25 protein-coding genes are annotated in these 22,975 nt (G+C 63.5%); 23 read left to right on the top strand and 2 right to left on the bottom strand.

Features of this window, described 5'->3' with window-relative positions:
* Nucleotides 1–11: 11 nt before the first annotated feature.
* From CSQ92_RS12635 to CSQ92_RS12595, 9 genes are all read left to right on the top strand, one after another.
* The gene (locus CSQ92_RS12635; protein ID WP_034779593.1) at nt 12–503 is read left to right on the top strand and encodes an Hcp family type VI secretion system effector; all 492 of its coding nucleotides are present in this window, start codon (nt 12–14) and stop codon (nt 501–503) included.
* 66 nt (nt 504–569) lie between these two features.
* Nucleotides 570–1,043 carry a type VI secretion system baseplate subunit TssE gene (tssE, locus tag CSQ92_RS12630; protein ID WP_099394266.1) on the top strand — a complete coding sequence of 158 codons (474 nt, stop codon included), beginning with the start codon at nt 570–572 and terminating at the stop codon, nt 1,041–1,043.
* The gene (gene tssH, locus CSQ92_RS12625) at nt 1,040–3,682 is read left to right on the top strand and encodes a type VI secretion system ATPase TssH (protein ID WP_099394265.1); all 2,643 of its coding nucleotides are present in this window, start codon (nt 1,040–1,042) and stop codon (nt 3,680–3,682) included. The genes tssE and tssH overlap by 4 nt, the downstream gene beginning before the upstream one ends.
* A 20-nt stretch (nt 3,683–3,702) precedes the next feature.
* Nucleotides 3,703–4,734 carry a type VI secretion system protein TssA gene (tssA, locus tag CSQ92_RS12620; protein WP_099394264.1) on the top strand — a complete coding sequence of 344 codons (1,032 nt, stop codon included), beginning with the start codon at nt 3,703–3,705 and terminating at the stop codon, nt 4,732–4,734.
* A gap of 42 nt (nt 4,735–4,776) precedes the next feature.
* On the top strand, nt 4,777–5,568 hold the full coding sequence (locus tag CSQ92_RS12615; protein ID WP_257217302.1) for a substrate-binding periplasmic protein: 792 nt from the start codon (nt 4,777–4,779) through the stop codon (nt 5,566–5,568).
* 35 nt (nt 5,569–5,603) lie between these two features.
* Nucleotides 5,604–6,116 (top strand): lipocalin family protein, encoded by a 513-nt coding sequence (locus CSQ92_RS12610; protein WP_099394694.1) that lies wholly within the window; start codon nt 5,604–5,606, stop codon nt 6,114–6,116.
* A gap of 263 nt (nt 6,117–6,379) precedes the next feature.
* Nucleotides 6,380–8,137 (top strand): methyl-accepting chemotaxis protein, encoded by a 1,758-nt coding sequence (locus CSQ92_RS12605; protein ID WP_099394263.1) that lies wholly within the window; start codon nt 6,380–6,382, stop codon nt 8,135–8,137.
* A 71-nt stretch (nt 8,138–8,208) separates the two neighbouring features.
* Nucleotides 8,209–8,916 (top strand): tRNA-uridine aminocarboxypropyltransferase, encoded by a 708-nt coding sequence (locus tag CSQ92_RS12600; RefSeq protein ID WP_092606202.1) that lies wholly within the window; start codon nt 8,209–8,211, stop codon nt 8,914–8,916.
* A gap of 80 nt (nt 8,917–8,996) precedes the next feature.
* Nucleotides 8,997–10,184: a PA0069 family radical SAM protein gene (locus tag CSQ92_RS12595; protein WP_099394262.1), complete on the top strand. Its 1,188-nt coding sequence runs from the start codon at nt 8,997–8,999 to the stop codon at nt 10,182–10,184.
* A gap of 192 nt (nt 10,185–10,376) precedes the next feature.
* Here CSQ92_RS12595 and CSQ92_RS12590 read toward each other — a convergent pair whose 3' ends face one another.
* Both CSQ92_RS12590 and CSQ92_RS12585 read right to left on the bottom strand, forming a co-directional pair.
* Nucleotides 10,377–11,000 carry a gamma-glutamylcyclotransferase gene (locus CSQ92_RS12590; RefSeq protein ID WP_373606035.1) on the bottom strand — a complete coding sequence of 208 codons (624 nt, stop codon included), beginning with the start codon at nt 10,998–11,000 and terminating at the stop codon, nt 10,377–10,379.
* A 28-nt stretch (nt 11,001–11,028) separates the two neighbouring features.
* The gene (locus tag CSQ92_RS12585; protein WP_092606172.1) at nt 11,029–11,997 is read right to left on the bottom strand and encodes a LysR family transcriptional regulator; all 969 of its coding nucleotides are present in this window, start codon (nt 11,995–11,997) and stop codon (nt 11,029–11,031) included.
* Nucleotides 11,998–12,123: 126 nt separating this feature from the next.
* On the opposite strand from CSQ92_RS12585, the gene CSQ92_RS12580 reads away from it, so the two are divergent.
* The 14 genes from CSQ92_RS12580 to CSQ92_RS12515 all read left to right on the top strand — a co-directional run bounded on the left by CSQ92_RS12580 (nt 12,124) and on the right by CSQ92_RS12515 (nt 22,902).
* Complete coding sequence (locus tag CSQ92_RS12580; protein ID WP_092606169.1) at nt 12,124–12,657, top strand: VOC family protein; 534 nt, start codon at nt 12,124–12,126, stop codon at nt 12,655–12,657.
* 60 nt (nt 12,658–12,717) lie between these two features.
* Nucleotides 12,718–13,740, top strand: coding sequence for a fumarylacetoacetate hydrolase family protein (locus CSQ92_RS12575; protein WP_099394261.1), 1,023 nt, complete (start codon nt 12,718–12,720; stop codon nt 13,738–13,740).
* A gap of 14 nt (nt 13,741–13,754) precedes the next feature.
* Nucleotides 13,755–14,405 (top strand): maleylacetoacetate isomerase, encoded by a 651-nt coding sequence (maiA, locus tag CSQ92_RS12570; protein WP_092606164.1) that lies wholly within the window; start codon nt 13,755–13,757, stop codon nt 14,403–14,405.
* 137 nt (nt 14,406–14,542) lie between these two features.
* Nucleotides 14,543–15,322, top strand: coding sequence for a uracil-DNA glycosylase (locus tag CSQ92_RS12565; protein ID WP_099394260.1), 780 nt, complete (start codon nt 14,543–14,545; stop codon nt 15,320–15,322).
* Between the two features lie 38 nt (nt 15,323–15,360).
* Nucleotides 15,361–15,912, top strand: a complete 552-nt coding sequence (locus CSQ92_RS12560; RefSeq protein ID WP_070255680.1) for an NADAR family protein — start codon at nt 15,361–15,363, stop codon at nt 15,910–15,912.
* Nucleotides 15,913–16,128: 216 nt separating this feature from the next.
* The gene (iscR, locus tag CSQ92_RS12555; RefSeq protein WP_034779566.1) at nt 16,129–16,605 is read left to right on the top strand and encodes a Fe-S cluster assembly transcriptional regulator IscR; all 477 of its coding nucleotides are present in this window, start codon (nt 16,129–16,131) and stop codon (nt 16,603–16,605) included.
* 40 nt (nt 16,606–16,645) lie between these two features.
* Nucleotides 16,646–17,902, top strand: coding sequence for an IscS subfamily cysteine desulfurase (locus CSQ92_RS12550; RefSeq protein WP_034779564.1), 1,257 nt, complete (start codon nt 16,646–16,648; stop codon nt 17,900–17,902).
* A 55-nt stretch (nt 17,903–17,957) separates the two neighbouring features.
* Nucleotides 17,958–18,344 (top strand): Fe-S cluster assembly scaffold IscU, encoded by a 387-nt coding sequence (gene iscU, locus CSQ92_RS12545; protein WP_034750082.1) that lies wholly within the window; start codon nt 17,958–17,960, stop codon nt 18,342–18,344.
* A gap of 157 nt (nt 18,345–18,501) precedes the next feature.
* A complete protein-coding gene (gene iscA / locus CSQ92_RS12540) occupies nt 18,502–18,822 on the top strand; it encodes an iron-sulfur cluster assembly protein IscA (RefSeq protein WP_010399774.1) in 321 nt (106 codons plus the stop codon).
* 66 nt (nt 18,823–18,888) lie between these two features.
* The gene (gene hscB, locus CSQ92_RS12535; protein ID WP_070255677.1) at nt 18,889–19,404 is read left to right on the top strand and encodes a Fe-S protein assembly co-chaperone HscB; all 516 of its coding nucleotides are present in this window, start codon (nt 18,889–18,891) and stop codon (nt 19,402–19,404) included.
* Between the two features lie 108 nt (nt 19,405–19,512).
* Nucleotides 19,513–21,393, top strand: a complete 1,881-nt coding sequence (gene hscA, locus CSQ92_RS12530; RefSeq protein ID WP_099394259.1) for a Fe-S protein assembly chaperone HscA — start codon at nt 19,513–19,515, stop codon at nt 21,391–21,393.
* 67 nt (nt 21,394–21,460) lie between these two features.
* On the top strand, nt 21,461–21,802 hold the full coding sequence (gene fdx / locus CSQ92_RS12525; protein ID WP_034750070.1) for an ISC system 2Fe-2S type ferredoxin: 342 nt from the start codon (nt 21,461–21,463) through the stop codon (nt 21,800–21,802).
* Nucleotide 21,803: 1 nt separating this feature from the next.
* Nucleotides 21,804–21,998: a Fe-S cluster assembly protein IscX gene (iscX, locus tag CSQ92_RS12520; protein ID WP_070255671.1), complete on the top strand. Its 195-nt coding sequence runs from the start codon at nt 21,804–21,806 to the stop codon at nt 21,996–21,998.
* The gene (locus tag CSQ92_RS12515) at nt 21,985–22,902 is read left to right on the top strand and encodes a class I SAM-dependent methyltransferase (protein WP_099394258.1); all 918 of its coding nucleotides are present in this window, start codon (nt 21,985–21,987) and stop codon (nt 22,900–22,902) included. The genes iscX and CSQ92_RS12515 overlap by 14 nt, the downstream gene beginning before the upstream one ends.
* Nucleotides 22,903–22,975: the final 73 nt, after the last annotated feature.

The raw sequence follows: 22,975 nt of genomic DNA, 5'->3' as shown, positions 1-22,975 counted from the left end.
AGGAGCACACCATGGCAATCGATGTATATCTGCAGATAGACGGCATCAAGGGCGAGTCCACCGATGACAAGCACAAGGACTGGATCGAATGCAAATCGGTCAGCTGGAGCGTCGCGCAGCCGAAGTCCGCCACCGCATCGACGGGCGGCGGCCACACGGCCGAACGCTGCGAGCACAAGGACATCGTCATCTCCAAGCTGGCCGACCTGGCCTCGCCGGTGCTGCTGCAGACCTGCTCGGCCGGCAAGACCATCCCCAAGGCGCGCTTCGAATTCATGCGCGCCGACGGCCAGGGCGAGCGCGTCAAGTACTTTGAAATCGAAATCGAGAATGTGCTGATCGGCGCCGTGACGCCGAACGTGGAAGAGGGCGATATCCTCGGTGAACACGTCGGCTTCAAGTTCTCGAAAGTGAAGTGGAAATACACGCAGCAAAAAGTGACTGGCGGCGCCGGCGGCAATACCTCGGGCGGCTGGGACCTGGCCGCGAACCGCGTGGCTTGATCCATGGCGCGCGGCGCGCGGCGGCCACCTTCGCCCGCGCGCCGCGCCGACTTTTCAGGAGAGCGCATGGACAGTTATGTACCTGGCCTGTTCGACCGCCTGATGGGCGACGGCGGTGCGGCGGGCGGCGTGGCGGTGCGCCTGTCGCTGGAACAATTGAAGGATGCGGTGGCGCGCGACCTGGAAGAGCTGCTCAACACGCGCGTGGCCCTGCCGCCCGGCGCGCTCGACGCCTATCCGGAATGCGCGGCATCCATCGTCAACTATGGCCTGATCGATTTCGCCGGCATGTGCTTGTCCAGCAGCGATGACCGCGCCCGCATCTGCGCCGCGCTGAAGGCGGCCATCGAACGCCACGAGCCGCGCCTGCGCAATGTGCGCGCCCGCCTGGAGCGCGAAGCGGGCGCCATCAACCGGGTCGGCTTTATGATCAGCGGCACCCTGGCCGTGAGGTCCTGCGGCGAGACGGTCAATTTCGACGCCGTGCTGCAGCCGTCGTCGCTGCGCTATTCGATCAACCGCAAGGGAGCCGCCGCATGAGCAACAACCTGAAAATCCTGATCGCCAAGTTCAATGACACGGCGCGCACGGCCGCCACCCGCGCCGCCGCCATCTGCGTGGGCCTGGGCCAGTACGAAGTCGATATCGAACACCTGTTTTTGGCCTTGCTGGAACAGGAGCGCAGCGATTTCGTCACCATCGCGCGGCGCAGCGAAATCAGCCTGACGGCGCTGGAGGCGGACCTGCGCCGCGAGATCGGCAGCTTCAGGACGGGCAGCGCGCGCACACCCGTGTTCTCTCCCCATTTGCCGCTGCTGTTCGAGCACGCCTGGCTGATTGCCTCGCTGGACACGGCGCAGCCGGGGCCTATCCGCAGCCGCCACCTGTTGCTGGCGCTGCTGACGGAGCCGGAACTGTCGCAGCTCGCGTACCGCGGCTCGAAGCTGTTCGCCCGTTTCAGCGTGGAGCAACTGAAGCACCATCCGGACAAGCTGACGGCCGGCTCCGGCGAGCAGGAAAGCGCGGCAGTGCCGCAGCCTTCCGAAACACCTTGCGACCCGCTGACTGCCCTGGCCAGCAAAACCCCGGCGCTGGACCAGTTCACCACCGACCTGACGCAGCTGGCGCGCGACGGCAAGCTCGATCCCGTGATCGGCCGCGAGGCGGAGATACGCCAGGCCGTCGATATCCTGCTGCGCCGGCGCCAGAACAATCCGATTCTCACGGGCGAGGCGGGGGTGGGCAAGACGGCCGTGGTGGAAGGCCTGGCCTTGCGCATCGCCGCCGGCGACGTGCCCGAGGTGCTGCAGGGCGCGCACATCCACGCGCTCGACATGGGCTTGCTGCAGGCCGGCGCCAGCGTGAAGGGAGAATTCGAAAGCCGTCTGAAGAATGTCATCGACGAGGTGGCGAAAAGCCCGCATCCGGTCATCCTCTTCATCGACGAGGCGCACACCATGATCGGCGCCGGTGGCCAGGCGGGGCAGAACGATGCGGCCAATCTGCTGAAACCGGCGCTGGCGCGCGGCGCCCTGCGCACGATTGCCGCCACCACCTGGAGCGAGTACAACAAGTATTTTGAAAAGGATGCGGCGCTGGCCCGGCGTTTCCAGGTGGTGAAGGTGGAAGAGCCGAGCGAAGACATCGCCTGCGCCATGCTGCGCGCCATGGCGCCGCTGATGGAGCGCCATTTCGGCATCCGTGTGCGCGACGCCGCCCTCGTCGAGGCGGTGCGCCTGTCGCACCGCTACATCAGCGGGCGCCAGCTGCCCGACAAGGCCGTCAGCGTGCTCGATACGGCGTGCGCCAAGGTGGCGCTGGGCCAGCGCGCCACGCCGGCGCAGCTGGAAAACGCGCACCGACGCCAGGAACGCGTCGGCGCGGAAATCGCCGCCCTGGCCCGCGAGGCGGCCGATGGCGAAGTGTCCGATAAAGCCGGCATCACGCGCCTGGCGCAACTGCGGCGCGAACATGACGAGGGGCAGGCGGCGGTCGCGGCGCTGGCGCAGCGCTGGGAGCGCGAAAAGGCGCTGGTGGCGCAGATCGGCGAGCTGCGCGCGCAGCTGCGCGGCGAGCGGCCGGGCGAGATCGGCGCGGCGCGCCTGCTGGCGCTGAAGGAAGAACTGGCGGCCCTGCAGGGAGAGGCGCCGCTGTCGCCGCTGGAAGTCGATGCGCAGGTGGTGGCCGGCATCGTCGCCGGCTGGACCGGCATCCCGCTGGGAAAAATGCTCAAGGACGAAATCCGCACGGTGCTGACCCTGGACGGCGCGCTGCGCGAACGGGTGCTGGGACAGGAGCACGTCATCGAGGCGGTGGCGCAGCGCGTGCGCACGGCGCGCGCCAGCCTGGACGACCCGAACAAGCCGCAAGCCGTGTTTTTGTTCACGGGGCCGTCCGGCACGGGCAAGACGGAAACGGCGCTGGCGCTGGCCGACCTGCTGTATGGGGGCGAGCGCAAGCTCATTACCATCAACATGAGCGAATACCAGGAAGCGCACAGCGTGGCCGGCCTGAAAGGCTCGCCGCCCGGCTATGTCGGTCACGGAGAAGGCGGCGTGCTGACGGAAGCCGTGCGGCGCCAGCCCTACAGCGTGGTGCTGCTCGATGAAGCGGAAAAGGCCCATCCCGACGTGCTGGAACTGTTCTTCCAGGTGTTCGACAAGGGCGTGCTCGATGATGCGGAAGGGCGCGAAGTCGACTTTCGCAACACCATCATCATCGCCACCTCGAACCTCGGTTCGGGCGCCATGATGGCCGCCTGCCTGAACCGGGCAGCGCAGGACTTGCCCACGCCGGCTGCGCTGGAAGAACTGGTGCGCCCGCAACTGGTGGCGCACTTCAAGCCGGCCTTGCTGGGGCGCCTGAAGGTGCTGCCGTTCTATCCCCTGAACGACGCGGTGCTGGCCGAGATCATCGTGCTGAAGCTGGCGCGGATAGGCGCGCGCATCGCGCGCAACCACCAGGCGCAGTTCAGCCATGACGCGGGCCTGGTCGACGCCGTGCTGGCGCGCTGCACCGAGGTCGATTCGGGCGCGCGCAATGTCGACCAGATCCTCAATGGCAGCTTGCTGCCGGCGATCGCCGAAGCGGTGCTGGCGCGCATGGCAGGAGGCGAGCCGGTGGCGTCGATACGCGTCAGCGCGAACAAGCAGGGACAGTTCAAGTACACGATCCGATAATCCATCTTCCGGAGAGCGCCATGTTCAATCTGGAGCAGTTGCTGCACCCCGTCAGCGCCGTCAGCCCATGCGGCGAAGACCTCACCTTCAGCCAGGAGCTCGACGCCATCGCGCGCGCGCGCCAGCACGATGATCCCACCCTGGACCAGGGCGAGTGGGTGACGGCGCTGAAGGAAGCCGACTGGCCTTTCGTGGCGACGCGCTGCGAACAGCTGATCGCGGTGCGCAGCAAGGATTTGCGCGTCGCCGTGTGGCTGGCCGAGGCGCATGCGAAGACGCGCCACTTCCGTGGCCTGGGCGATGGCTATGCGCTGCTGGCCGGCCTGTGCGAGCGATACTGGGATGGCCTGTACCCGCTGGCGGAAGAGGGCGACCAGGAACAGCGCATCGGCAATGTCTTCTGGCTGCTGTCACGCACGCCGCAGCTGCTGCGCGAGATCCCGCTGACCGAAGGCGCAGATGGCCTGTTTTCATCGCAGGATTTCGATGCGGCGCGCCAGCGCGCGGCCGCCAGCCTGGCGCAAGGCGCAGCGGATCAGGGCTGGGGCGATACGCGGCACGACGAAGGGGCGACCCTGGCGCAGATGGAGGCGGCGCGGCAAAGGAGCACGCGCGCCTTTTCCGACGGCTTGCTGGCCGATGCGCAGTACTGCATGCAGTCGCTGCTGGCGTTCGAGCGCAGCGTCGATGCGCGTTTCGGCGCTGATGGCCCGAGTTTTCGCGCCGCGCGCGAAGCGCTGGAAAACGTCATTCACTTCATCGCGCCGCTGTCGCCTGGCGCGGATTTTATCGGTGCGCCGCCCGCCGCTGGCCAGGGCGCTGGTGGCAGCGGGGGCGTCATCGTGCAGCGCCAGCAGGCGCTGGCCCAGCTGCGTCAGGTCGCCGATTTCTTCCGCCGCACGGAGCCGCACAGCCCCGTCGCCTACCTGGCCGAGAAGGCCGCCAGCTGGGGCGAGCTGCCGTTGCACCTGTGGCTGCGCGCCGTCGTGAAGGACTCCGCCACCCTGGCGCAGCTCGACGACATGCTGGGCACGAACAGCGCAAACGGATGATGGCGTTTGCCCCTTCCATGCTACTCTTCGGGCATGTTCAGAATGCTCTTTTTTCCTGCCGCGCTATGCCTGTTCATCGCTGCCAGCGCGCGGGCCGGAGCTGCGGTGCCGCTGGTGATTTATGGCGACGATGATTATCCGCCGTACTCCTATGTTGAACATGGCCAGATGAAAGGCATCTACACGGAGATCGTGCGCGAAGCCGTGCAATCGATGCCGCAGTATGCGGTGCAGCTGCGCCCCGTGCCCTGGAAACGGGGCGTGCTGATGCTGCAGACGGGCGAGGCGTTTGCCCTGTATCCACCGTATTCGTGGCGCAGCGAGCGGCCGTATGTGCGCTATTCCGTGCCGCTGCTGATGGAACAGCTGGTGGTGCTGTGCAACCAGGACGTGCTGGCCAAACGTACGCTGCGGCAGTGGCCCGCCGATTACGGCGGCCTGCACATCGGCGTGAACGCGGGTTTTTTGCTGGGCGATGCGAAGCTGACGGCTGCCGTGCAAGCGGCCAACATCGTGTTCGATACGGCCAAGGGCACGCGCACGAATCTGCTCAAGCTGATGCGCGGGCGCATCGATTGCTATGTCAGCGACCGCCTGTCGGCGCAGTGGGAATTGCAGCGCATCCGGCGCGAGGGTCCGCCGGGCACGCCGATGCAGGCGATACACGAAACCGCGCAGCTGGCCAGCCAGCAGGGCCACCTGGGTTTTACGGAACGCCGGCCTGCCGCCTACCCGTATCGCGATGATTTTATCGAACAATTCAATGCCGCCATCGTGCGCATGCAGAACAATGGCGCGATCCGCCGCATCGTCGACCACGCATTGCAACCTTGACGTTGCAACCTTGATTTCCCCCGATGGAGAAGACCATGAAAAAATTGCTGTTCCTGTGTGTGCTCGTGCTGGCCGGCTGTGTGGGCCGGCCAGAGAATATTCATCCCGTCAATAACTTCGACACGGCCCGCTATCTGGGCAAATGGTATGAGATCGCGCGCCTCGATCATTCCTTCGAGCGGGGCCTGAGCCACGTGACGGCCGACTACAGCCTGCGCCAGGATGGCGGCCTGAAAGTGCTCAACCGCGGCTACAAGGATGCGGACGCTGTCTGGAAGGACGCGGAAGGCAAGGCGTATTTCGTCGACAAGAAAGACGTGGGCTACCTGAAGGTGTCGTTTTTTGGTCCCTTCTATGGTTCCTACATCGTCTTTGACCTCGACCAGCAAAATTACAGCTATTCCATGATCAGCGGCCCCGACAAGTCTTACTTCTGGTTGCTGTCGCGCACGCCAACCATGGACCCGGCCTTGCAGCAGCGCCTGGTAGAGAAAGCCGCTGGCCTGGGTTTCGATACGTCAAAATTGATCTATGTAAAGCAAAACTGACCTTGCTTGCCTGCCGCCCGTTCGTGGCGGCATACCGCCTTCTGGCTGTTGCTTTTCTGCATGTTATTTCTTGCAATACCACTCTGATTCACTCACAATCTGCTCCAAAGTAGTGCGCTGCGGCGCGCTGCCATTCCGGTGGCGAGTGTCCGTTGCGCCACCGCTCGTGATTGCCGCACGGCAGATGCCTGCTATATGATACGTAGCAGTAGGTCGGTTTCGTGGCGTCTGTGCATCGTTTTTCTTCAGATAGGAATCACGCAATGAAAAACCTCAAAATCGGCGTACGTCTCGGTGGCGGTTTTGCCGCCGTCCTGCTCCTGTTGACCAGCCTGACTGTGGTGGGCATCGTGCAGATGCAAAGCGCCAGCAAGGAAACCGATGCGCTCGTCAACGTCAAGGTGCGCAACGAGCGCCTGATCGGTGAATGGACCAAGGTCATCGAGGTCAATGCGGCGCGCACGGCGGCCGCCTGGAAAGTCAGCGATCCCGAACACCAGAAGCAGTTTGAACAGGAAATGGCGGTCTCGTCTGCACGCGCCACGGAAATCCAGAACGATATCGGCAAGAGCGAACTGAGCCCGGACGAGCAGGCGCTGTACCAGGAAGTGCTGAGCACGCGCAAGGCCTACACGGAAGTGCGCAAGAATGTGTTCAAGGCCAAGAATGCGGGCGACCTGGAACTGGGCAAGCGCCTGTACGAAGGCGACATGGCCGTCAAGCGCGACATCTACCTGGCGTCGCTGAAGAAGCTGGAATTGCTGGAAGCCAAATTGCTCGATGAAACGGCCGCGCAAATCCGTTCGCGCTACGAGAATGGCCGCATGCTGTTGATCTCGCTGGGCGTGGTGGCCATCTTGCTGGGCATCGCCTGCGCCTACTGGATCACGCGCTCGATCACGCGCCCCATCACGCGTGCCGTCGAAGTGGCGGAAGCCGTTTCCGCCGGCGACCTGACCAGCCATATCGTCGTGGAAAGCCGCGATGAGACAGGGCAATTGATGCATGCGCTGAAAAACATGAACGATAAACTGGTCAGTATCGTGGGCCAGGTGCGCGCGGGCACGGAATCGATCAGCACGGCGTCGAGCGAAATTGCCGCCGGCAACCTGGACTTGTCGTCACGCACGGAAGAGCAGGCCAGTTCGCTGGAAGAGACGGCGTCTTCCATGGAAGAGCTGACGTCCACCGTGAAACTCAATGCGGACAATGCGCGCAGCGCCAACCAGTTGGCCATCGACGCGTCGCAGATCGCCAGCAAGGGCGGCGTGGTGGTGTCGGAAGTGGTCAGCACCATGGGCTCGATCAACGATTCCTCGCGCAAGATTGTCGACATCATCAGCGTCATCGACGCTATCGCCTTCCAGACGAATATCCTGGCCCTGAATGCGGCCGTGGAAGCGGCCAGGGCTGGCGAGCAGGGCCGTGGGTTTGCCGTCGTGGCGTCCGAGGTGCGCAACCTGGCGCAACGCTCCAGCGCGGCGGCCAAGGAAATCAAGGGCTTGATCGACGATTCCGTGCAAAAGGTCGAGGCCGGTTCGCAGCTGGTGGACAAGGCGGGCCGTACCATGGACGAGATCGTGCAAAGCATCAGCCATGTGACGCAGATCATGAACCAGATCACCGACGCCAGCGATGAGCAGCGCGCCGGCATCGAGCAGGTCAACCAGGCCATCGGCCAGATGGACCAGGTGACGCAGCAAAACGCGGCCTTGGTGGAAGAAGCGGCCGCGGCGGCCGAATCCATGCAGGAACAGGCGGCCAAGCTGGCTGACGTGGTGGGCCTGTTCAAGCTCGATGCAACGCAGCACTATGTTTCGGCCAGTGCTGGTCTGTCCGTGACAGCGTCTGCGCCAGGAAAATCTGCGATGCGACCCGCCATCCAGCCTGCCAGGCACCGCGCGCCGGCGGCAACCGTAGCCGCGCCCGCGCCGGGCAAGGCGGCGCAAGCGGAAGCTGCGCGCGCACGCGTGCCGAAGGCGCCGGTGGCGTCGGGCGCCGACGAATGGGAAGAGTTTTAAGCGCAGATTCCCCGTAGCATGGCGTGGGCGCTACAATCGCGGCTTGAAGACAGCCGCGAACCCGCTCCGCCATGACTACCCGCCGTACCTCCAGCCCGATTTCCAGCGCTATCTCCAGCCCTGCCGCTGCCTCGTCCTCCCTGGCGGAACCGGCCAAACGGGCGCGCTGCCCAGCCTGCCTGCGCGCCGCATCCAGCTGCATCTGCCGCTGGATCTCCCCCGTTTCCCACGCGGTGGAAGTGCTGATCCTGCAGCATCCGCTGGAAATCCACAATGCCAAGGGCAGTGCCCGATTGCTGCACCTGAGCCTGCCCAACTGCCGCATGTTGACGGGCGAGCAGTTTGCCCCGGATACGCTCGCCGAATTGCTGGCAGACAAGCACAATGTGCTGCTGTATCCGGAGACGCCCGGCGACCGTTCGCTGGGCATCGCGCCGCCGCCAGCGCTCGACCCCGCCATCTTGCTTGATCCGGCCCGATTCTCGGCCCGGTTGCGGCTGGTGGTGCTGGACGCTACCTGGCGCAAGAGCCGCAAGATGCTGTATCTGAATCCCCCGTTGCAACAATTGCCGCGCCTGCCCCTGCGCGATACGCCCGCTTCCCATTACCTGATCCGCAAGGCGCACGCGCCAGACCAGCTATCGACCCTGGAAGCGACGTGCTATGCGCTGATGCAGTTGGAGCAGGACGCGGACCGCTTCGTTCCCTTGATCGCGGCATTTGACGGCTTTGTCGCGCAGCAGTTGAGTTATGTCATGCCGCATGGCGAAAAAGCGTGAAACGGCATTACGCCAGCCCTTGATCTTGTCCGCACAGCGGCATAGTATACTGTACGTATATACAGTTGATGGGGCCGTTCATGAAAGCAATCATTCCAGAGCACGATGACAGCTTCGCCGGGCAAGCCATATTGCCGCCGCAATCGCTGAAAGCCCGCAAGGGGCGCGGTGCCGTCTCGAACCTGCAAGGGCGCTACGAGGCGCACGCGCGCGCCGGTTTCGACGATGGCTGGAGCGTAGGCGGCCTGGATGCGGCTGGGGACGAGGCGGCGCCGGGCTGGAAGACGCAGGTCAGCGAGGAACAGGCGCGCACCATCCTCACGCGCAACGCTTCGCCCGATTTGCCGTTCAATGTGTCGCTGAACCCGTACCGGGGCTGCGAACATGGCTGTATTTATTGCTTTGCCCGCCCCACGCACAGCTATCTGGGCCTGTCGCCGGGCCTGGACTTCGAAAGCCGCATCTACGCCAAGGTGAACGCCCCCGAACTCTTGCGGCGCGAACTGGCCAAGCCATCCTATGTGCCCGAACCGATCGCCCTGGGCGTTAATACCGATGCGTATCAGCCGTGCGAACGCGAACGGCAGCTGACGCGGCGCGTGCTGGAAGTGCTGCACGAATGCGACCACCCCGTGGCGCTGATCACGAAATCGTCGCTGATCGAGCGCGATATCGACATTCTGGCGCCGATGGCGGCCCGGCGCCTGGCGGCCGTGGCCGTCACTGTCACCACGCTCGACCCGGCCATCGCGCGTACCCTGGAGCCGCGCGCTGCCGCCCCGGCGCGGCGCTTGCGCACGATCCGCACCCTGACGGAGGCGGGCATCCCCGTAGGCGTGAGCATCGCGCCCATCATTCCGTTCGTGACGGAACCGGAAATCGAGCAGTTGCTCGAAGCCGTGCGCGACGCGGGCGCCATCCACGCCCATTATGTGGTGCTGCGTCTGCCGTGGGAAGTGAGCCCCCTGTTCCAGCAATGGCTGGAAGCACACTTCCCCGAACGGGCCCAGCGCGTGATGAACCGGGTGCGCGAAATGCGTGGCGGCAAGGATTACGACAGCGCATTCGGCGCGCGCATGCGGGGTGAGGGCGTATGGGCCGACCTCATCCGCCAGCGCTTTGAAAAGGCGGTGCACCGGCTGGGCTTGCATGGCAAGGGCGGCCGCTTCAAGCAGCTCGATTGCACGCAGTTTCGCCGCCCGCTGGTGGTGCCGCCGCTGGGCGCGAAAGTAAAAAATGGCAATGCGGGGCAGCTGGATTTGTTTTAAGTTAAGTCATTGTCACGGCCGAGAATGCTGGGGCGCGCTCACAAGCTGAAAGGCGGGCGACGCTGACCTGCGGCCGGGGGATTGCCGCAGGTCACCGGGAGCGGCGCGCCATCGTCCGGGAATCTTGATGCAGGGTCTTGCCCGGGCACGGCAGGGTGCCACGGTGCTGCCGTGCGGTGCTATCTTGGGGCGTTATCCTGCCGCGTTATTCTGTGTCTGTGCCTGCATCTGCGCCAGATGTTGTTCGATGGCAAAGACATGGGGATCGCTCTTGCCCAGCTCGCGCAGGGCGCTGGCCAGGTGCAGCAGGTATTCGCTGTTCGGGCCGCTGGGGCCGTTTGAACGGGCGATCTGGCGCGCGATGTCCAGTTCCGGAGCGGCACCGAGGAAGGCGGCGTTTTCCTCGTTGGCGATGTACACCAGGCCTTCGACCTTGCTGCCATCGTCGAAGGTGATGTCGGTGGCTAAACGCAGGTAGCCGTTCTTTTCGCGGTGGTCGAGGTGGGCGAAGACTTCGGGCGTGATCAGGTAGGCCATGCCGTCGCACACGGCGCCCGCCTGCGGCACGATGGTGGCGACCCGGCCCGGCGCCATCGGCGTGCCGCGGTGGTCGTGCGAACCTTGCCAGAAGCGCCGCGTCCAGCCGGCGATGCTGGCCGGGCGGCGCTCGATGTAGGGGAAATCGGCCTTGTAGATCAGCGAGCCATAGCCGAACAGCCAGACCTGTGCATGGCCGTCGAATTTGTTCATGCGCTGGTTGATGGCGATGGTGGCGGCGTCGATGGATGACAGCTCGTTCAGGGCAGCTTGGGTCATGGTGCGGGCGGTATGGAGTGATGCGCCATTATAAAGGGGCGGCGGCCGAACCGTCCGCAGGCAAGGCCACACGTGCTGCGCCGCCGTTCGCCCCCACGTTCCATTCGTGCGTCTCGACGAACTGGAACAGGAAGGCCATGAAGCTTTCGGCCGCCGGCGACAGCGATCGTCCCGTCTTCGTGTAGACGAAAAAGCGCCGCGTCAGTTCCGGCTCGTGCAGGGCGCGCATGTGCAAATTATATAGTTTGACCATCGGTTCCGCGTACGGCAGGCAGACCGTGATGCCCAGGTTGGCGCTGACCATGGCCAGCGCCGTCGTCATGAACGTCACTTCGTTATAGGGATTGAGCGACAGCTCGCGAAACGCGCCGTGCATGTCGCGCAGCAGGCGTTCCGTAAATTGTCCCTGCAGCGAAATGAACGGGTGGTCGCCCACGTCGGCCCAGGTGACCCTTTCCTTTTGCCGCAGCGGGTGCTGTTCGGGAAAGACCAGCACGAAGGGCATTTCGAACAGCACTTGCGCGGCGATTTCCGCCGTCGGATCGCGTTCGGGGCCGATGCCGAAATCGACTTCGCCGCTGAACACGCGCGCCGACACGTTTTCCACGGGGCAGTCGACGAGGCGCAGCTGCACGTCCGGGTGCGCCTGCCGGTAGGCGGCGATCACTTCCGGCAGCAGGGTGCACGCCATCATCTGCGGCGCGGCAATGCGCACCAGGCCTGTCTTCAGGGCCTTGCGCTGGGCGATGCCAGCCATGGCGCCATCGAGGTCTTCGATCATCTTTTCAAACAGCGGATACAGTTCGCGGCCGATTTCGGACAGCTGCGTCTTGCGCGTGCTGCGCTCGACCACGCGCACGCCCAGCACGCTTTCCAGTTCCTTGATCAAGCCGCTCAAGGCGGACTGCGTCACGTGCAGGTATTCGGCGGCCAGGGTAAAACTGCCGGTCTTGGCCAGTGCCACGAAGGCGCGCATCTGCCGCAGGCTGGGACTCATAAGATAATCCGATAAATCAATGGTTAAAAATTGTTTGTATGATAGCTGGAACTCGATTCTAATGGTGAAAAGCTGAAAAACAGGCCAGCCATTGCGCCCAGGGCGCCATCCATTGGAGACAAGCACATGAAGATCAAGCAAATCCACCACGTCGCCTACCGCTGCATCGACGCGAAGAAGACCGTCGAGTGGTACGTCAAGCATTTGAACATGAATTTTGTCCTCGCCATCGCGGAAGACCTGGTGCCGTCGACCAAGGCGCCGGACCCGTACATGCACGTCTTCCTCGACGCGGGCCAGGGCAATGTGTTGGCCTTCTTCGAGCTGCCGACGCAGCCGCCGATGGACCGCGACCGCAATACCCCGGCCTGGGTGCAGCACCTGGCGCTGGAAGTGGGCAGCATGGACGAACTGCTGGCCGCCAAGGAGCGGCTGGTGGCCGGCGGCATCGAGGTGCTCGGTCCCGTGAATCACGCCATCTTCCAGTCGATCTATTTCTTCGACCCCAACGGCCACCGCCTGGAACTGGCGGCCAACGTGGGCACGCCTGAAATGATGGCCAAACTGGACGCCGTCAAATGGGAAATGCTGGAAGAATGGTCGCAGACGCGCCGCGCGCCCAAGCACGCCGCCTGGATGCACGCGCCGGCGGAAGCCTGAGCGCAGCAGATTGAATGCTGCAAACCGACACTCTCTGAAATACACAGAACAAGGAACACCATGAAACTCGCAACCCTGAAAAACGGCAGCCGCGACGGCGCCCTGATCCTCGTCAGCCGCGACCTGCGCCAGTACCAGCGCGTGGCCGCCATCGCGCCCACCCTGCAGGCGGCGTTCGACAACTGGGACGCCGTCGCGCCCAAGCTCGAACTTGCCTACGCCGACCTGAATGCAGGCCAGGCGCCGGACGCCCAGCCCTTTGACGCGGCGCTGTGCCACTCGCCGCTGCCGCGCGCCTACCAGTGGGCCGACGGTTCCGCCTATATCAACCACGTGGAACTGGTGCGCAAGGCGCGCAACGCGGAAGTGCCGGCTTCGTTCTACACGGACCCGCTGATGTACCAGGGCGGCTCCGACAGCTTTATCGGTCCGCGCGACCCGATCTTCGCGCTGTCGGAAGAATGGGGCATCGACCTGGAAGCGGAAGTGGCGGTGATTACGGGCGACGTGGCCATGGGCGCCAGCGTGGACGACGCGGCGCAGGCGATCCGCCTGGTCATGCTGGTCAACGACGTCTCGCTGCGCAACCTGATCCCGGGCGAACTGGCCAAGGGTTTCGGTTTCTTCCAGTCGAAGGCGGCCAGCGCGTTTTCGCCCGTCGCCGTCACGCCCGATGAGCTGGGGGCCGACTGGGCGGACAGCAAGCTGCACCTGCCGCTGCTGGTGGACCTGAACGACAAACCGTTCGGCAAGCCGAATGCAGGCGAAGACATGACCTTCAACTTTGCCCAGCTGGTGGCGCATGCGGCGAAGACGCGCGAACTGGGCGCCGGCAGCATCGTCGGTTCGGGCACCGTGTCGAACAAGCAGGGCAACCTGTTTGGCTCCAGCATCGGGAACGGCGGCGTCGGTTACTGCTGCCTGGCCGAGGTGCGCATGTATGAAACCATCGAACACGGCGCGCCGAAGACGGCCTACCTGAAGTTCGGCGACACGGTGCGCATCGAGATGCGCGACGCGGCCGGTGCCAGCATCTTCGGCAGCATCGAGCAGACCGTGGCCCCGTACGCTGGCCGCGCCTGAGGGGAGGGCGCCTCATGAAGCTGTACACCTATTTCCGCAGTTCGGCCGCCTATCGCGTGCGGATCGCCCTCAATTTGAAGGGTATCGCCTACGACAGCATCCCCGTGCATCTGCTGCAGGACGGCGGCCAGCAACTGCTGCCCGCCTACCGCGCCGTCAACCCGTCGGCGCTGGTGCCGGCCCTCGACGACGACGGCGCCATCCTGACGCAGTCGCTGGCGATGCTGGAATATCTGGACGAGACGCGGCCAGCCGTGCCGCTGCTGCCGGCCGACGCGCTGGGACGCGCCAGGGTGCGCGCGCTGGCGCTGGCGATCGCCTGCGACGCCCATCCGCTGACGAATCTGCGCGTTTTGAAATACCTGAAAAACACCCTGGGCCTGTCGGACGAGGCCAAGCAGGAGTGGTACCGTCACTGGATGGCCGAGGGCCTGGCGGCCGTGGAAGCGCTGCTGGCGCAAGGCGACCCGGCCGGCACGGGCCTGTTCTGCCATGGCGGCAGCCCGACGATGGCCGACTGCTGCCTGGTGCCGCAGGTATTCAATGCACAGCGTTTCGCCATCGACCTGGCGCCGTACCCGCGCGTGGCGCGCATTCACGCGCATTGCACCGGCTTGCCTGCGTTTGCCGCCGCGCATCCGTCGCAGCAGCCTGACGCAGAATAAGTTTGATCCGCGTCAAGCCGCGAACCGCCCCGGCCAGCATGCAGGCCGGGGCTTTTTTATGCGTGCTTGATTTTGGGCAGTCAATGTCAGCTTGCCGGTAGGCTACAATTTGCGTTTGCCCAAATACTTCACGCCCCATGACCGCAACAATCGTTCCTGCCAGCATCACCGATGCACTGTCCCTGGCGCACGCTTCCTGGCGTCCCATCCTGCTGCGTGGCTTGCAGGCCGTGATGGCGGCCGATCCCGCCTACCTGCCGGCGCTGGCCATCGACGACTACCTGCCTACGCAGGGCCGGCTGTTTGCCGCCTTTGCCTTGCCGCTGACACAGGTGCGCTACGTGCTGGTGGGCGAGGGGCCGTATCCGCGCGCCGACAGCGCCACGGGCGTGTGCTTCATGGATGGTGCCGTCGGCAGCCTGTGGTCGGCGACGGGCCTGTCGAAGCCAGTCAACCGCGCCACGTCCCTGCGCAACTTCATGAAGATGCTGCTGGTGGCCGATGGCCAGTTGCAGGGTGGCGACACGTCCGGCGTGGCCATGGCGCCCGTGGCGGCCGCCGCGCAGCTGCCGGGCAGCGGCATGATCCAGACCCTGCCCGACTTGCAGCGCAAAATGACGGAGCAGGGCTTCTTGCTGCTCAACGCGGCGCTGGTGTTCCGTTCCCACGTGCCGCCCGTGCAGGATGCGCGCGGCTGGCTGCCCTTCCTGCAGGTGGTGCTGGAAGCGCTGGCGCAGCCGGGCGGGGCGGTGCAGCCGCAACTGGTGCTGTGGGGCAAGATCGCCGAGCTCATCAAACGCCTGCCGGTGGCCGCATCCTTGCCGCAGGTGACGGCGGAACATCCGTATAATCTGTCCTTTATCGGCAATCGTGACATGCAGGCCTTGTTTGGCCCGATGCAACTATTGCGTGCTTGAGCTTGAATCATCGCCTGTCTGGCGGAAGTGCGGGGAATATGCAAATCAGTAACGTGGAAGAATTGAAGGCGTGGATCGCGGCGGGCGGCGTGCCTGACTATCTGTATTTCTGGGGCCACACGCCGGCGCAGCCGCAGGTGGCCGACAAAAGCTGCTTCAGCCAGTGGTTTCCGTCACCCTTCAGCCTGGCCGGCGTGACGTATGCGACGGCCGAGCACTACATGATGGCGCAAAAGGCGGCCCTGTTTGGCGACACGGCCGTCCAGGCGCGCATCGTGGCGGCCGAGCGGCCGTCGGAAGTGAAGAAGCTGGGACGCGAAGTGGCGAACTTTGACGCCAAAGTATGGGAAGCGGCACGTGCCGGCATCGTCTTCGATGGCAATTTTGCCAAGTTCTCGCAAAAGGCCGCTCTGCGCAAGTTTCTGCTGGGCACGGGCGAGCGCGTCATCGTCGAAGCCAGTCCCGTCGACCGCATCTGGGGCGTGGGCCTGGCGTCGGACAATCCGCGCATCCTGGACCCCGCCAGCTGGGACGGCTTGAACTTGCTGGGGTTTGAACTGATGAAGGTGCGTGCCGCCTTACGGGGCTGAGAACTGACGCCAAGCACGTCCGCGATTTCCCGACTGTTGTTTTCCTGAAGCCGCCGCGCCTGGCGCGGCCGGCCATGCCCCTTCCAGCCCTGTGGTCATCGAGGGGCGCTCTGACAAACCCCGCCGAATTTGTTATACTTGACTAAATCATTCAACTACTCGGGGTTTGAGGAGTTGAAAAACCGCAATATTTTAAACCAGTTGACCAGAGGATGTATGCGTCTGACTACAAAAGGCCGTTTTGCCGTGACAGCGATGATCGATCTTGCCCTGCGCCAGGGCAAGGGACCGGTCACCTTGTCCGGTATCAGCCAGCGCCAGTCGATTTCCCTGTCCTACCTGGAACAGCTGTTCGGCAAGCTGCGCCGGCATGAGATCGTCGAGTCGATCCGCGGCCCAGGCGGCGGCTACAGTCTGGCGCGCCGTGCAGACAAGGTGACGGTGGCCGACATCATCATCGCCGTCGACGAACCGCTGGACGCCACGCAGTGCGGCGGCAAGGAACATTGCCACGGCGCCGATGCGGCCACGGGTGCGCGCTGCATGACGCATGAATTGTGGTCCACACTCAACGAAAAAATGGTCGATTATCTGGATTCTGTGTCCTTGCAGGACCTGGTCGACCAGCAGAGACAAAAGATTGCCGAGCAAAGCGTGATGGTGATGCACCGTAACCACGCCGCCCTCGGTTGATAATGACAAAAATACCAGTTGCTGATTGCAGGAGTTATTGATGAACGCCCCAGAAAAAAACGTAGGCCAAGTGCACTTTGAAACCGCACCGCATTTCCCGATCTACATGGATTACTCGGCCACCACGCCGATCGATCCACGCGTCGCCGACAAGATGATTCCGTACCTGCGCGAGCAGTTCGGCAATCCGGCATCGCGCAGCCACATGTATGGCTGGACGGCGGAAAAAGCCGTGGAAGAGGCGCGCGGCTACGTGGCGGCCCTGGTGAACGCCGATCCGCGCGAAATCATCTGGACGTCCGGCGCGACGGAAAGCAACAACCTGGCCATCAAGGGCGCGGCACAGTTCTACAAGACCAAGGGCAAGCACATCATCACCGTCAAGACCGAGCACAAATCGGTGCTGGACACGGTGCGCGAACTGGAACGCATCGGCTTTGAAGCGACTTACCTGGAACCTCAGGACAACGGCTTGATCACCGTCGAGCAGCTGGCCGCGGCCGTGCGCCCGGACACCATCCTCGTGTCGGTCATGCTGGTAAATAACGAAATCGGCGTGATCCAGCCGATCGACGAAATCGGCGTGTTCTGCCGCTCGAAAGGCATCATCTTCCATTGCGACGCCGCGCAAGCGACGGGCAAGGTCGTCATCGACCTGCAAAAGACCAAGGTCGACCTGATGACCTTCACGGCACATAAAACCTACGGCCCGAAAGGCGTGGGCGCCCTGTACGTCTGCCGCAAGCCGCGCGTGCGCCTGGAAGCGCAGATGCACGGTGGCGGCCATGAGCGCGGCCTGCGTTCGGGCACCCTGCCGACGCACCAGATCGTCGGCATGGGCGAAGCGTTCCGCATCGCCAAGGAAGAAATGGACAGCGAAATCGGCCGCATCAAGGCCTTGCGCGACCGCCTGGCCAAGGGCTTGCAAGAGATCGAAGAAGTCTACATCAACGGCGACATGGATCACCGCGTGCCGCACAACCTGAACGTGAGCTTCAACTACGTTGAAGGCGAGTCGCTGATCATGGCGATCAAGGATATTGCCGTGTCGTCCGGTTCGGCCTGCACCTCGGCCAGCCTGGAACCATCGTACGTGCTGCGCGCCCTGGGCCGCAGCGACGAACTGGCGCACAGCTCGATCCGCTTCACCATCGGCCGCTTCTCGACCGAGGAAGACATCGACTTCGCCGTGAACCTGCTGAAATCGAAAGTACACAAGCTGCGCGACCTGTCGCCGCTGTGGGACATGTTCAAGGATGGCATCGACATTAATTCCATTCAATGGGCAGCCCACTAACCAACACCGTGGCCCCTGTTGACGGGGCCGGCAAGAATATTAAAGGAGCATCAAAATGGCTTACTCGGACAAAGTACTCGATCACTACGAAAACCCGCGCAACGTGGGCGCTTTCGACAAGGGTGATGAAACCATCGGCACCGGCATGGTAGGCGCGCCTGCCTGCGGCGACGTGATGAAACTGCAGATCAAGGTCGGCGCCGATGGCCTGATCGAAGACGCGAAATTCAAGACCTACGGCTGCGGTTCGGCCATCGCGTCGAGCTCGCTGGTGACCGAATGGGTCAAGGGCAAGACCCTGGACCAGGCACTGGCCATCAAGAACACGCAGATCGCCGAAGAACTGGCCTTGCCGCCAGTGAAGATCCACTGCTCGATCCTGGCGGAAGACGCCATCAAGGCGGCAGTATTGGACTACCAGACCCGCCATCCGGCAGCGTAGAGCGCCTGAGAAAACGCCCATGGCTGCGTTGCATTGCCTTGTCGTACTAGTCGTACTGCCTTCGGCAATGCGCCTTGCCCTGAACGTTTTTCAGGCACTCTAGAATTTGTTGGATTTTGATACCTGTTCCCATGTGGGAACAGGAGCGGAGAAATACATGATCACACTGACCGAAAAAGCGGCGAAACACATCAACCGTTATATCGAACGGCGCGGCAAGGGCATGGGCCTGCGCTTTGGCGTGCGGACCACGGGCTGCTCGGGCCTGGCTTACAAGCTTGAGTATGTCGATGAAGTGGCGGCCGAAGACAGCGTCTTCGAGTCGCACGGCGTGAAAGTCTTCGTCGACCCGAAAAGCCTGCCTTACATCGACGGCACGGAACTCGATTTCGCGCGCGAAGGCTTGAACGAAGGCTTCAAGTTCCACAATCCGAACGAAAAAGACGCCTGCGGCTGCGGCGAGTCCTTCAGGATTTAAACAGCTGGCAAGACCCCGGTCGGTGCGCTGTACCCATCGATTGCGGTACAGCGACCACTGACCATTATGCAAAACCACTTCGAATTATTCCAGTTGCCGGCGCAGTTCTCGCTCGACATGAGCGCGCTCGACTCTGCCTACCGCGACGTGCAGGGCAAGGTCCACCCGGACCGTTTCATTAACGCCAGCAGCGCTGAAAAGCGCGTGGCGATGCAATGGGCCACGCGCGCCAATGAAGCCTATCAAACCCTGAAAAGCCCGCAAAAGCGCGCGCAATACCTGTGCGAACTCAATGGCGTCGACCTGCAGACGGAGTCGAACACGGCCATGCCCGTCAGCTTCCTGATGCAGCAGATGGAATGGCGCGAAGAGCTGGGCGACGCCCGTGCCGGCAAGGATGCCGATGCGCTCGACGCCCTGGACCGCCAGCTGCGCGGCGAACGCAAGGCCTTGCTGGCCCAGGTGGCGGCCCAGCTGGACGCGGCCGACTACGCGAATGCCGCGCAAAGCGTGCGCGCCCTGATGTTCCTCGACAAATTCGGCGAGGAAGTGCGTTTTGCCTATGAGGCCATCGAGGCTTGACCAGGCGATCGCTTGACCGGCGTGCCAAGCGCCAGTCTGGCCCGCGACTTATAATGCGCGTCAGGCATCAACTGCATCACGCAAAAAATTAATCGAGGCACGAATACAATGGCACTTCTGCAAATTTCCGAACCAGGCATGTCGACCGCGCCGCACCAGCACCGCCTGGCCGTCGGCATCGACCTTGGCACCACCAATTCCCTGGTCGCCACCGTCCGCAACAGCATCCCCGAGGTGCTCAACGACGAAGACGGGCGCTCCTTGCTGCCCTCCGTCGTGCGCTACCTGCCGAACGGCCACGCCAACATCGGCTACAAGGCCCTGGCCGCGCAAACCACCGACCCGAAGAACACCATCGTTTCCGTGAAACGCTTCATGGGCCGCGGCCTGGCTGACATCGCCTACGCGGAAAACCTGCCGTACGACTTCCAGGATACGCCTGGCATGGTGCAGCTGAAAACCGTGGCCGGCGTGAAAAGCCCCGTCGAAGTGTCGGCGCAAATCCTCGCCACCCTGCGCCAGCGCGCGGAAGATTCGCTCGGCGACGACCTGGTGGGCGCCGTGATCACCGTGCCAGCCTACTTTGACGACGCGCAGCGCCAGGCAACCAAGGATGCGGCGCAGCTGGCCGGCATCAACGTGCTGCGCCTGCTGAGCGAGCCGACGGCCGCCGCCATCGCGTATGGCCTCGACAACGCTTCCGAAGGCGTGTACGCCGTATATGACCTGGGCGGCGGTACCTTCGACATCTCGATCCTGAAACTGAGCAAGGGCGTCTTCGAAGTGCTGTCCACGGGCGGCGACTCGGCCCTGGGCGGCGACGATTTCGACCGCCGCCTGTTCTGCTGGATCAGCGAGCATGCCAAGCTGGCGCCGCTGTCGGACGAAGACACGGCCATCCTGATGGTCAAGGCGCGCGAAATCAAGGAATTGCTGTCGACCAAGTCGGAAACGACGATCGACGCCAAGCTGAACTCGGGCGAAGAAATCCATCTGCGCATCACGGCAGAAGAATTCGCCGCCATGACTTCGCACCTGGTCGTGAAAACCATGAACGCCATCAAGAAGGCCTTGCGCGACGCGAACGTGGATGCGGACGACGTCGACGGCGTGGTGATGGTGGGCGGCGCCACGCGCATGCCGCACGTGCAGCGCGCCGTCAGCGAGTTCTTCCACACGACGCCGCACGCGAACATCGACCCGGACAAAGTGGTGGCGCTGGGCGCGGCCATCCAGGCGAACTTGCTGGCAGGCAACCGCGCCGCCGGCGACGACTGGCTGCTGCTGGACGTGATCCCGCTGTCGCTGGGCATCGAGACCATGGGCGGGCTGGTGGAAAAAATCATCCCGCGCAATTCGACCATCCCGTGCGCCAGAGCCCAGGAATTCACGACATTCAAGGATGGCCAGACGGCCCTGGCCGTGCACGTGCTGCAGGGCGAGCGCGAACTTGTTAGCGATTGCCGTTCGCTGGCGCGCTTCGAGCTGCGCGGCATTCCGCCGATGGTGGCGGGCGCCGCGCGCATCCGCATCACCTATCAGGTCGATGCAGACGGCTTGCTGTCCGTCTCGGCGCGCGAACTGCGCTCGGGCGTGGAAGCGTCGATCAGCGTCAAGCCGGCCTATGGCCTGGGCGACGACGACATCGCCCGCATGCTGCAGGATTCGTACACGTCGGCCGACGTCGACATGGTGGCGCGCGCTTTGCGCGAAGAGCAGGTGGAAGCGGAACGTATCCTGCTGGCCACGCAGTCGGCGCTCGATGAAGACGGCGGCTTGCTCGATGACGCCGAACGCGTCACCGTGGATGGCTTGATGAACAAGGTGCGTGACGCCATCGTGCAGTCGCAAAGCGGCGCCATCGACCACCAGGCCCTGAAGCTGGCGATCGAGGCGCTCGCCGACGGCACCGAGGATTTCGCCTCGCGCCGCATGGACCGCAGCGTGCGCACGGCTCTCACCGGCAAGTCCCTGGACCAGGTCGTTTAACAAAAATTGAACAGCGCGCCGCTGATGCCGCGGCCGCGCCCCGAATGACAGACTGAAAGAAGACACCATGCCACAAATCGTTATCCTGCCGCACGCCAAGCTTTGCCCGGACGGCGCCGTCATCGAAGCACCTGCCGGCAAGTCCATCTGCGACATCCTGCTGGAAAACGACATCGACATCGAGCACGCCTGCGAAAAATCGTGTGCCTGCACCACCTGCCACGTGCTGGTGCGCGAAGGCATCGAATCGCTGAATGAAGCGACGGAACTGGAAGAGGACATGCTGGACAAGGCCTGGGGCCTGGAAGCCGTGTCGCGCCTGTCGTGCCAATCCATCGTGGCCGAGGCCGACCTCGTCGTCGAAATCCCGAAATACACGATCAATCAGGTCAGCGAAGGCAGCCACTAACATGAAATGGTCCGACATTCACGTGATCGCCGAGGCGTTGTTCGACGCGCATCCGGACATCGATCCCCTGACCGTGCGTTTCACCGACCTGCACAACTGGGTGGTGGAACTGGACGGCTTCGACGATGACCACACGCGCGGCGGCGAAAAAGTGCTCGAAGCGATACAGATGGCGTGGATCGATGAAGCGCGTTAAGGGCGCGGCAACCGCCGCCACCGTCGCCGCTGCGCCGAAAGACGTCATCACGGCCGCCAGCAACATGCCTGAGATCAAGGATGGCCAGTCGGTCGCCTTGCTGCAGGAATTGCACATCCTGACGCGCGACGGCAAGATGAACCAGGACAGCCGCCGCAAGCTGAAACAGGTATATCACCTGACGCAATTCATCGAGCCGCTGCTGCGCGAAGTGCAGCTCGATCACCCTGGCGTCTCGCTGGTCGACCACGGCGCCGGCAAGTCGTATCTGGGCTTCATCCTGTACGACCTGTTCTTCAAGAATGGCAACGACGGTTCGCACATCTACGGCATCGAGACGCGCGAAGAACTGGTGCAGCGTTCGCAGGAGCTGGCCAAGAAATTCAAGTTCCCCGGCATGTCGTTCTTGCCGCTGTCCGTGGCCGAATCGACGGAATCGACCTTGCTGCCGCAGCAGATCGACATCGTCACGGCCTTGCACGCATGCAACACTGCCACCGATGACGCCATCCACTTTGCCTTGAAGAAAAAGGCGAAATTCATGGTGCTGGTGCCATGTTGCCAGGCGGAAGTTGCTTCCGTGTTGAAGAAGAACAAGGGCAAGAGCCTGGGCAAGAGTGTCTTGACGGAATTGTGGCGCCACCCGCTGCACACACGCGAGTTCGGCAGCCAGATCACCAACGTGCTGCGCTGCCTGCAGCTGGAAGCCCATGGCTACCAGGTCAGCGTGACGGAACTGGTGGGCTGGGAGCATTCGATGAAGAATGAGCTGATCATCGCCAGCTACAAGAACTTGCCGCGCCAGCGGCCGACGGAGCGCCTGCAGGAAGTGCTGCAAACGCTGGGCCTGGAAGAGATGGGGCACCGCTTCTTTGCCGAGGAATTGGCCAAGGCCACGGCCTGATTGTTGGATTACGCGGCAAGCCGCTAATCCAACCTGCCTGATGCGCCACGTAGGTCGGATTAGTGCAGCGTAA

The organism is Janthinobacterium sp. BJB446, from assembly GCF_002735655.1.
In the GTDB taxonomy this organism is placed as follows: domain Bacteria; phylum Pseudomonadota; class Gammaproteobacteria; order Burkholderiales; family Burkholderiaceae_D; genus Janthinobacterium; species Janthinobacterium lividum.
Note: the sequence above shows the minus strand (reverse complement) of the source record. Positions and strands in the feature narration are given on the sequence as shown.

Coding starts and splice junctions, on each gene's coding strand:
- CSQ92_RS12635 (WP_034779593.1), top strand. CDS start 12: ATGGCAATCGATGTATATCTGCAGATAGACGGCATCAAGGGCGAGTCC.
- tssE (WP_099394266.1), top strand. CDS start 570: ATGGACAGTTATGTACCTGGCCTGTTCGACCGCCTGATGGGCGACGGC.
- tssH (WP_099394265.1), top strand. CDS start 1,040: ATGAGCAACAACCTGAAAATCCTGATCGCCAAGTTCAATGACACGGCG.
- tssA (WP_099394264.1), top strand. CDS start 3,703: ATGTTCAATCTGGAGCAGTTGCTGCACCCCGTCAGCGCCGTCAGCCCA.
- CSQ92_RS12615 (WP_257217302.1), top strand. CDS start 4,777: ATGCTCTTTTTTCCTGCCGCGCTATGCCTGTTCATCGCTGCCAGCGCG.
- CSQ92_RS12610 (WP_099394694.1), top strand. CDS start 5,604: ATGAAAAAATTGCTGTTCCTGTGTGTGCTCGTGCTGGCCGGCTGTGTG.
- CSQ92_RS12605 (WP_099394263.1), top strand. CDS start 6,380: ATGAAAAACCTCAAAATCGGCGTACGTCTCGGTGGCGGTTTTGCCGCC.
- CSQ92_RS12600 (WP_092606202.1), top strand. CDS start 8,209: ATGACTACCCGCCGTACCTCCAGCCCGATTTCCAGCGCTATCTCCAGC.
- CSQ92_RS12595 (WP_099394262.1), top strand. CDS start 8,997: ATGAAAGCAATCATTCCAGAGCACGATGACAGCTTCGCCGGGCAAGCC.
- CSQ92_RS12590 (WP_373606035.1), bottom strand. CDS start 11,000: ATGACCCAAGCTGCCCTGAACGAGCTGTCATCCATCGACGCCGCCACC.
- CSQ92_RS12585 (WP_092606172.1), bottom strand. CDS start 11,997: ATGAGTCCCAGCCTGCGGCAGATGCGCGCCTTCGTGGCACTGGCCAAG.
- CSQ92_RS12580 (WP_092606169.1), top strand. CDS start 12,124: ATGAAGATCAAGCAAATCCACCACGTCGCCTACCGCTGCATCGACGCG.
- CSQ92_RS12575 (WP_099394261.1), top strand. CDS start 12,718: ATGAAACTCGCAACCCTGAAAAACGGCAGCCGCGACGGCGCCCTGATC.
- maiA (WP_092606164.1), top strand. CDS start 13,755: ATGAAGCTGTACACCTATTTCCGCAGTTCGGCCGCCTATCGCGTGCGG.
- CSQ92_RS12565 (WP_099394260.1), top strand. CDS start 14,543: ATGACCGCAACAATCGTTCCTGCCAGCATCACCGATGCACTGTCCCTG.
- CSQ92_RS12560 (WP_070255680.1), top strand. CDS start 15,361: ATGCAAATCAGTAACGTGGAAGAATTGAAGGCGTGGATCGCGGCGGGC.
- iscR (WP_034779566.1), top strand. CDS start 16,129: ATGCGTCTGACTACAAAAGGCCGTTTTGCCGTGACAGCGATGATCGAT.
- CSQ92_RS12550 (WP_034779564.1), top strand. CDS start 16,646: ATGAACGCCCCAGAAAAAAACGTAGGCCAAGTGCACTTTGAAACCGCA.
- iscU (WP_034750082.1), top strand. CDS start 17,958: ATGGCTTACTCGGACAAAGTACTCGATCACTACGAAAACCCGCGCAAC.
- iscA (WP_010399774.1), top strand. CDS start 18,502: ATGATCACACTGACCGAAAAAGCGGCGAAACACATCAACCGTTATATC.
- hscB (WP_070255677.1), top strand. CDS start 18,889: ATGCAAAACCACTTCGAATTATTCCAGTTGCCGGCGCAGTTCTCGCTC.
- hscA (WP_099394259.1), top strand. CDS start 19,513: ATGGCACTTCTGCAAATTTCCGAACCAGGCATGTCGACCGCGCCGCAC.
- fdx (WP_034750070.1), top strand. CDS start 21,461: ATGCCACAAATCGTTATCCTGCCGCACGCCAAGCTTTGCCCGGACGGC.
- iscX (WP_070255671.1), top strand. CDS start 21,804: ATGAAATGGTCCGACATTCACGTGATCGCCGAGGCGTTGTTCGACGCG.
- CSQ92_RS12515 (WP_099394258.1), top strand. CDS start 21,985: ATGAAGCGCGTTAAGGGCGCGGCAACCGCCGCCACCGTCGCCGCTGCG.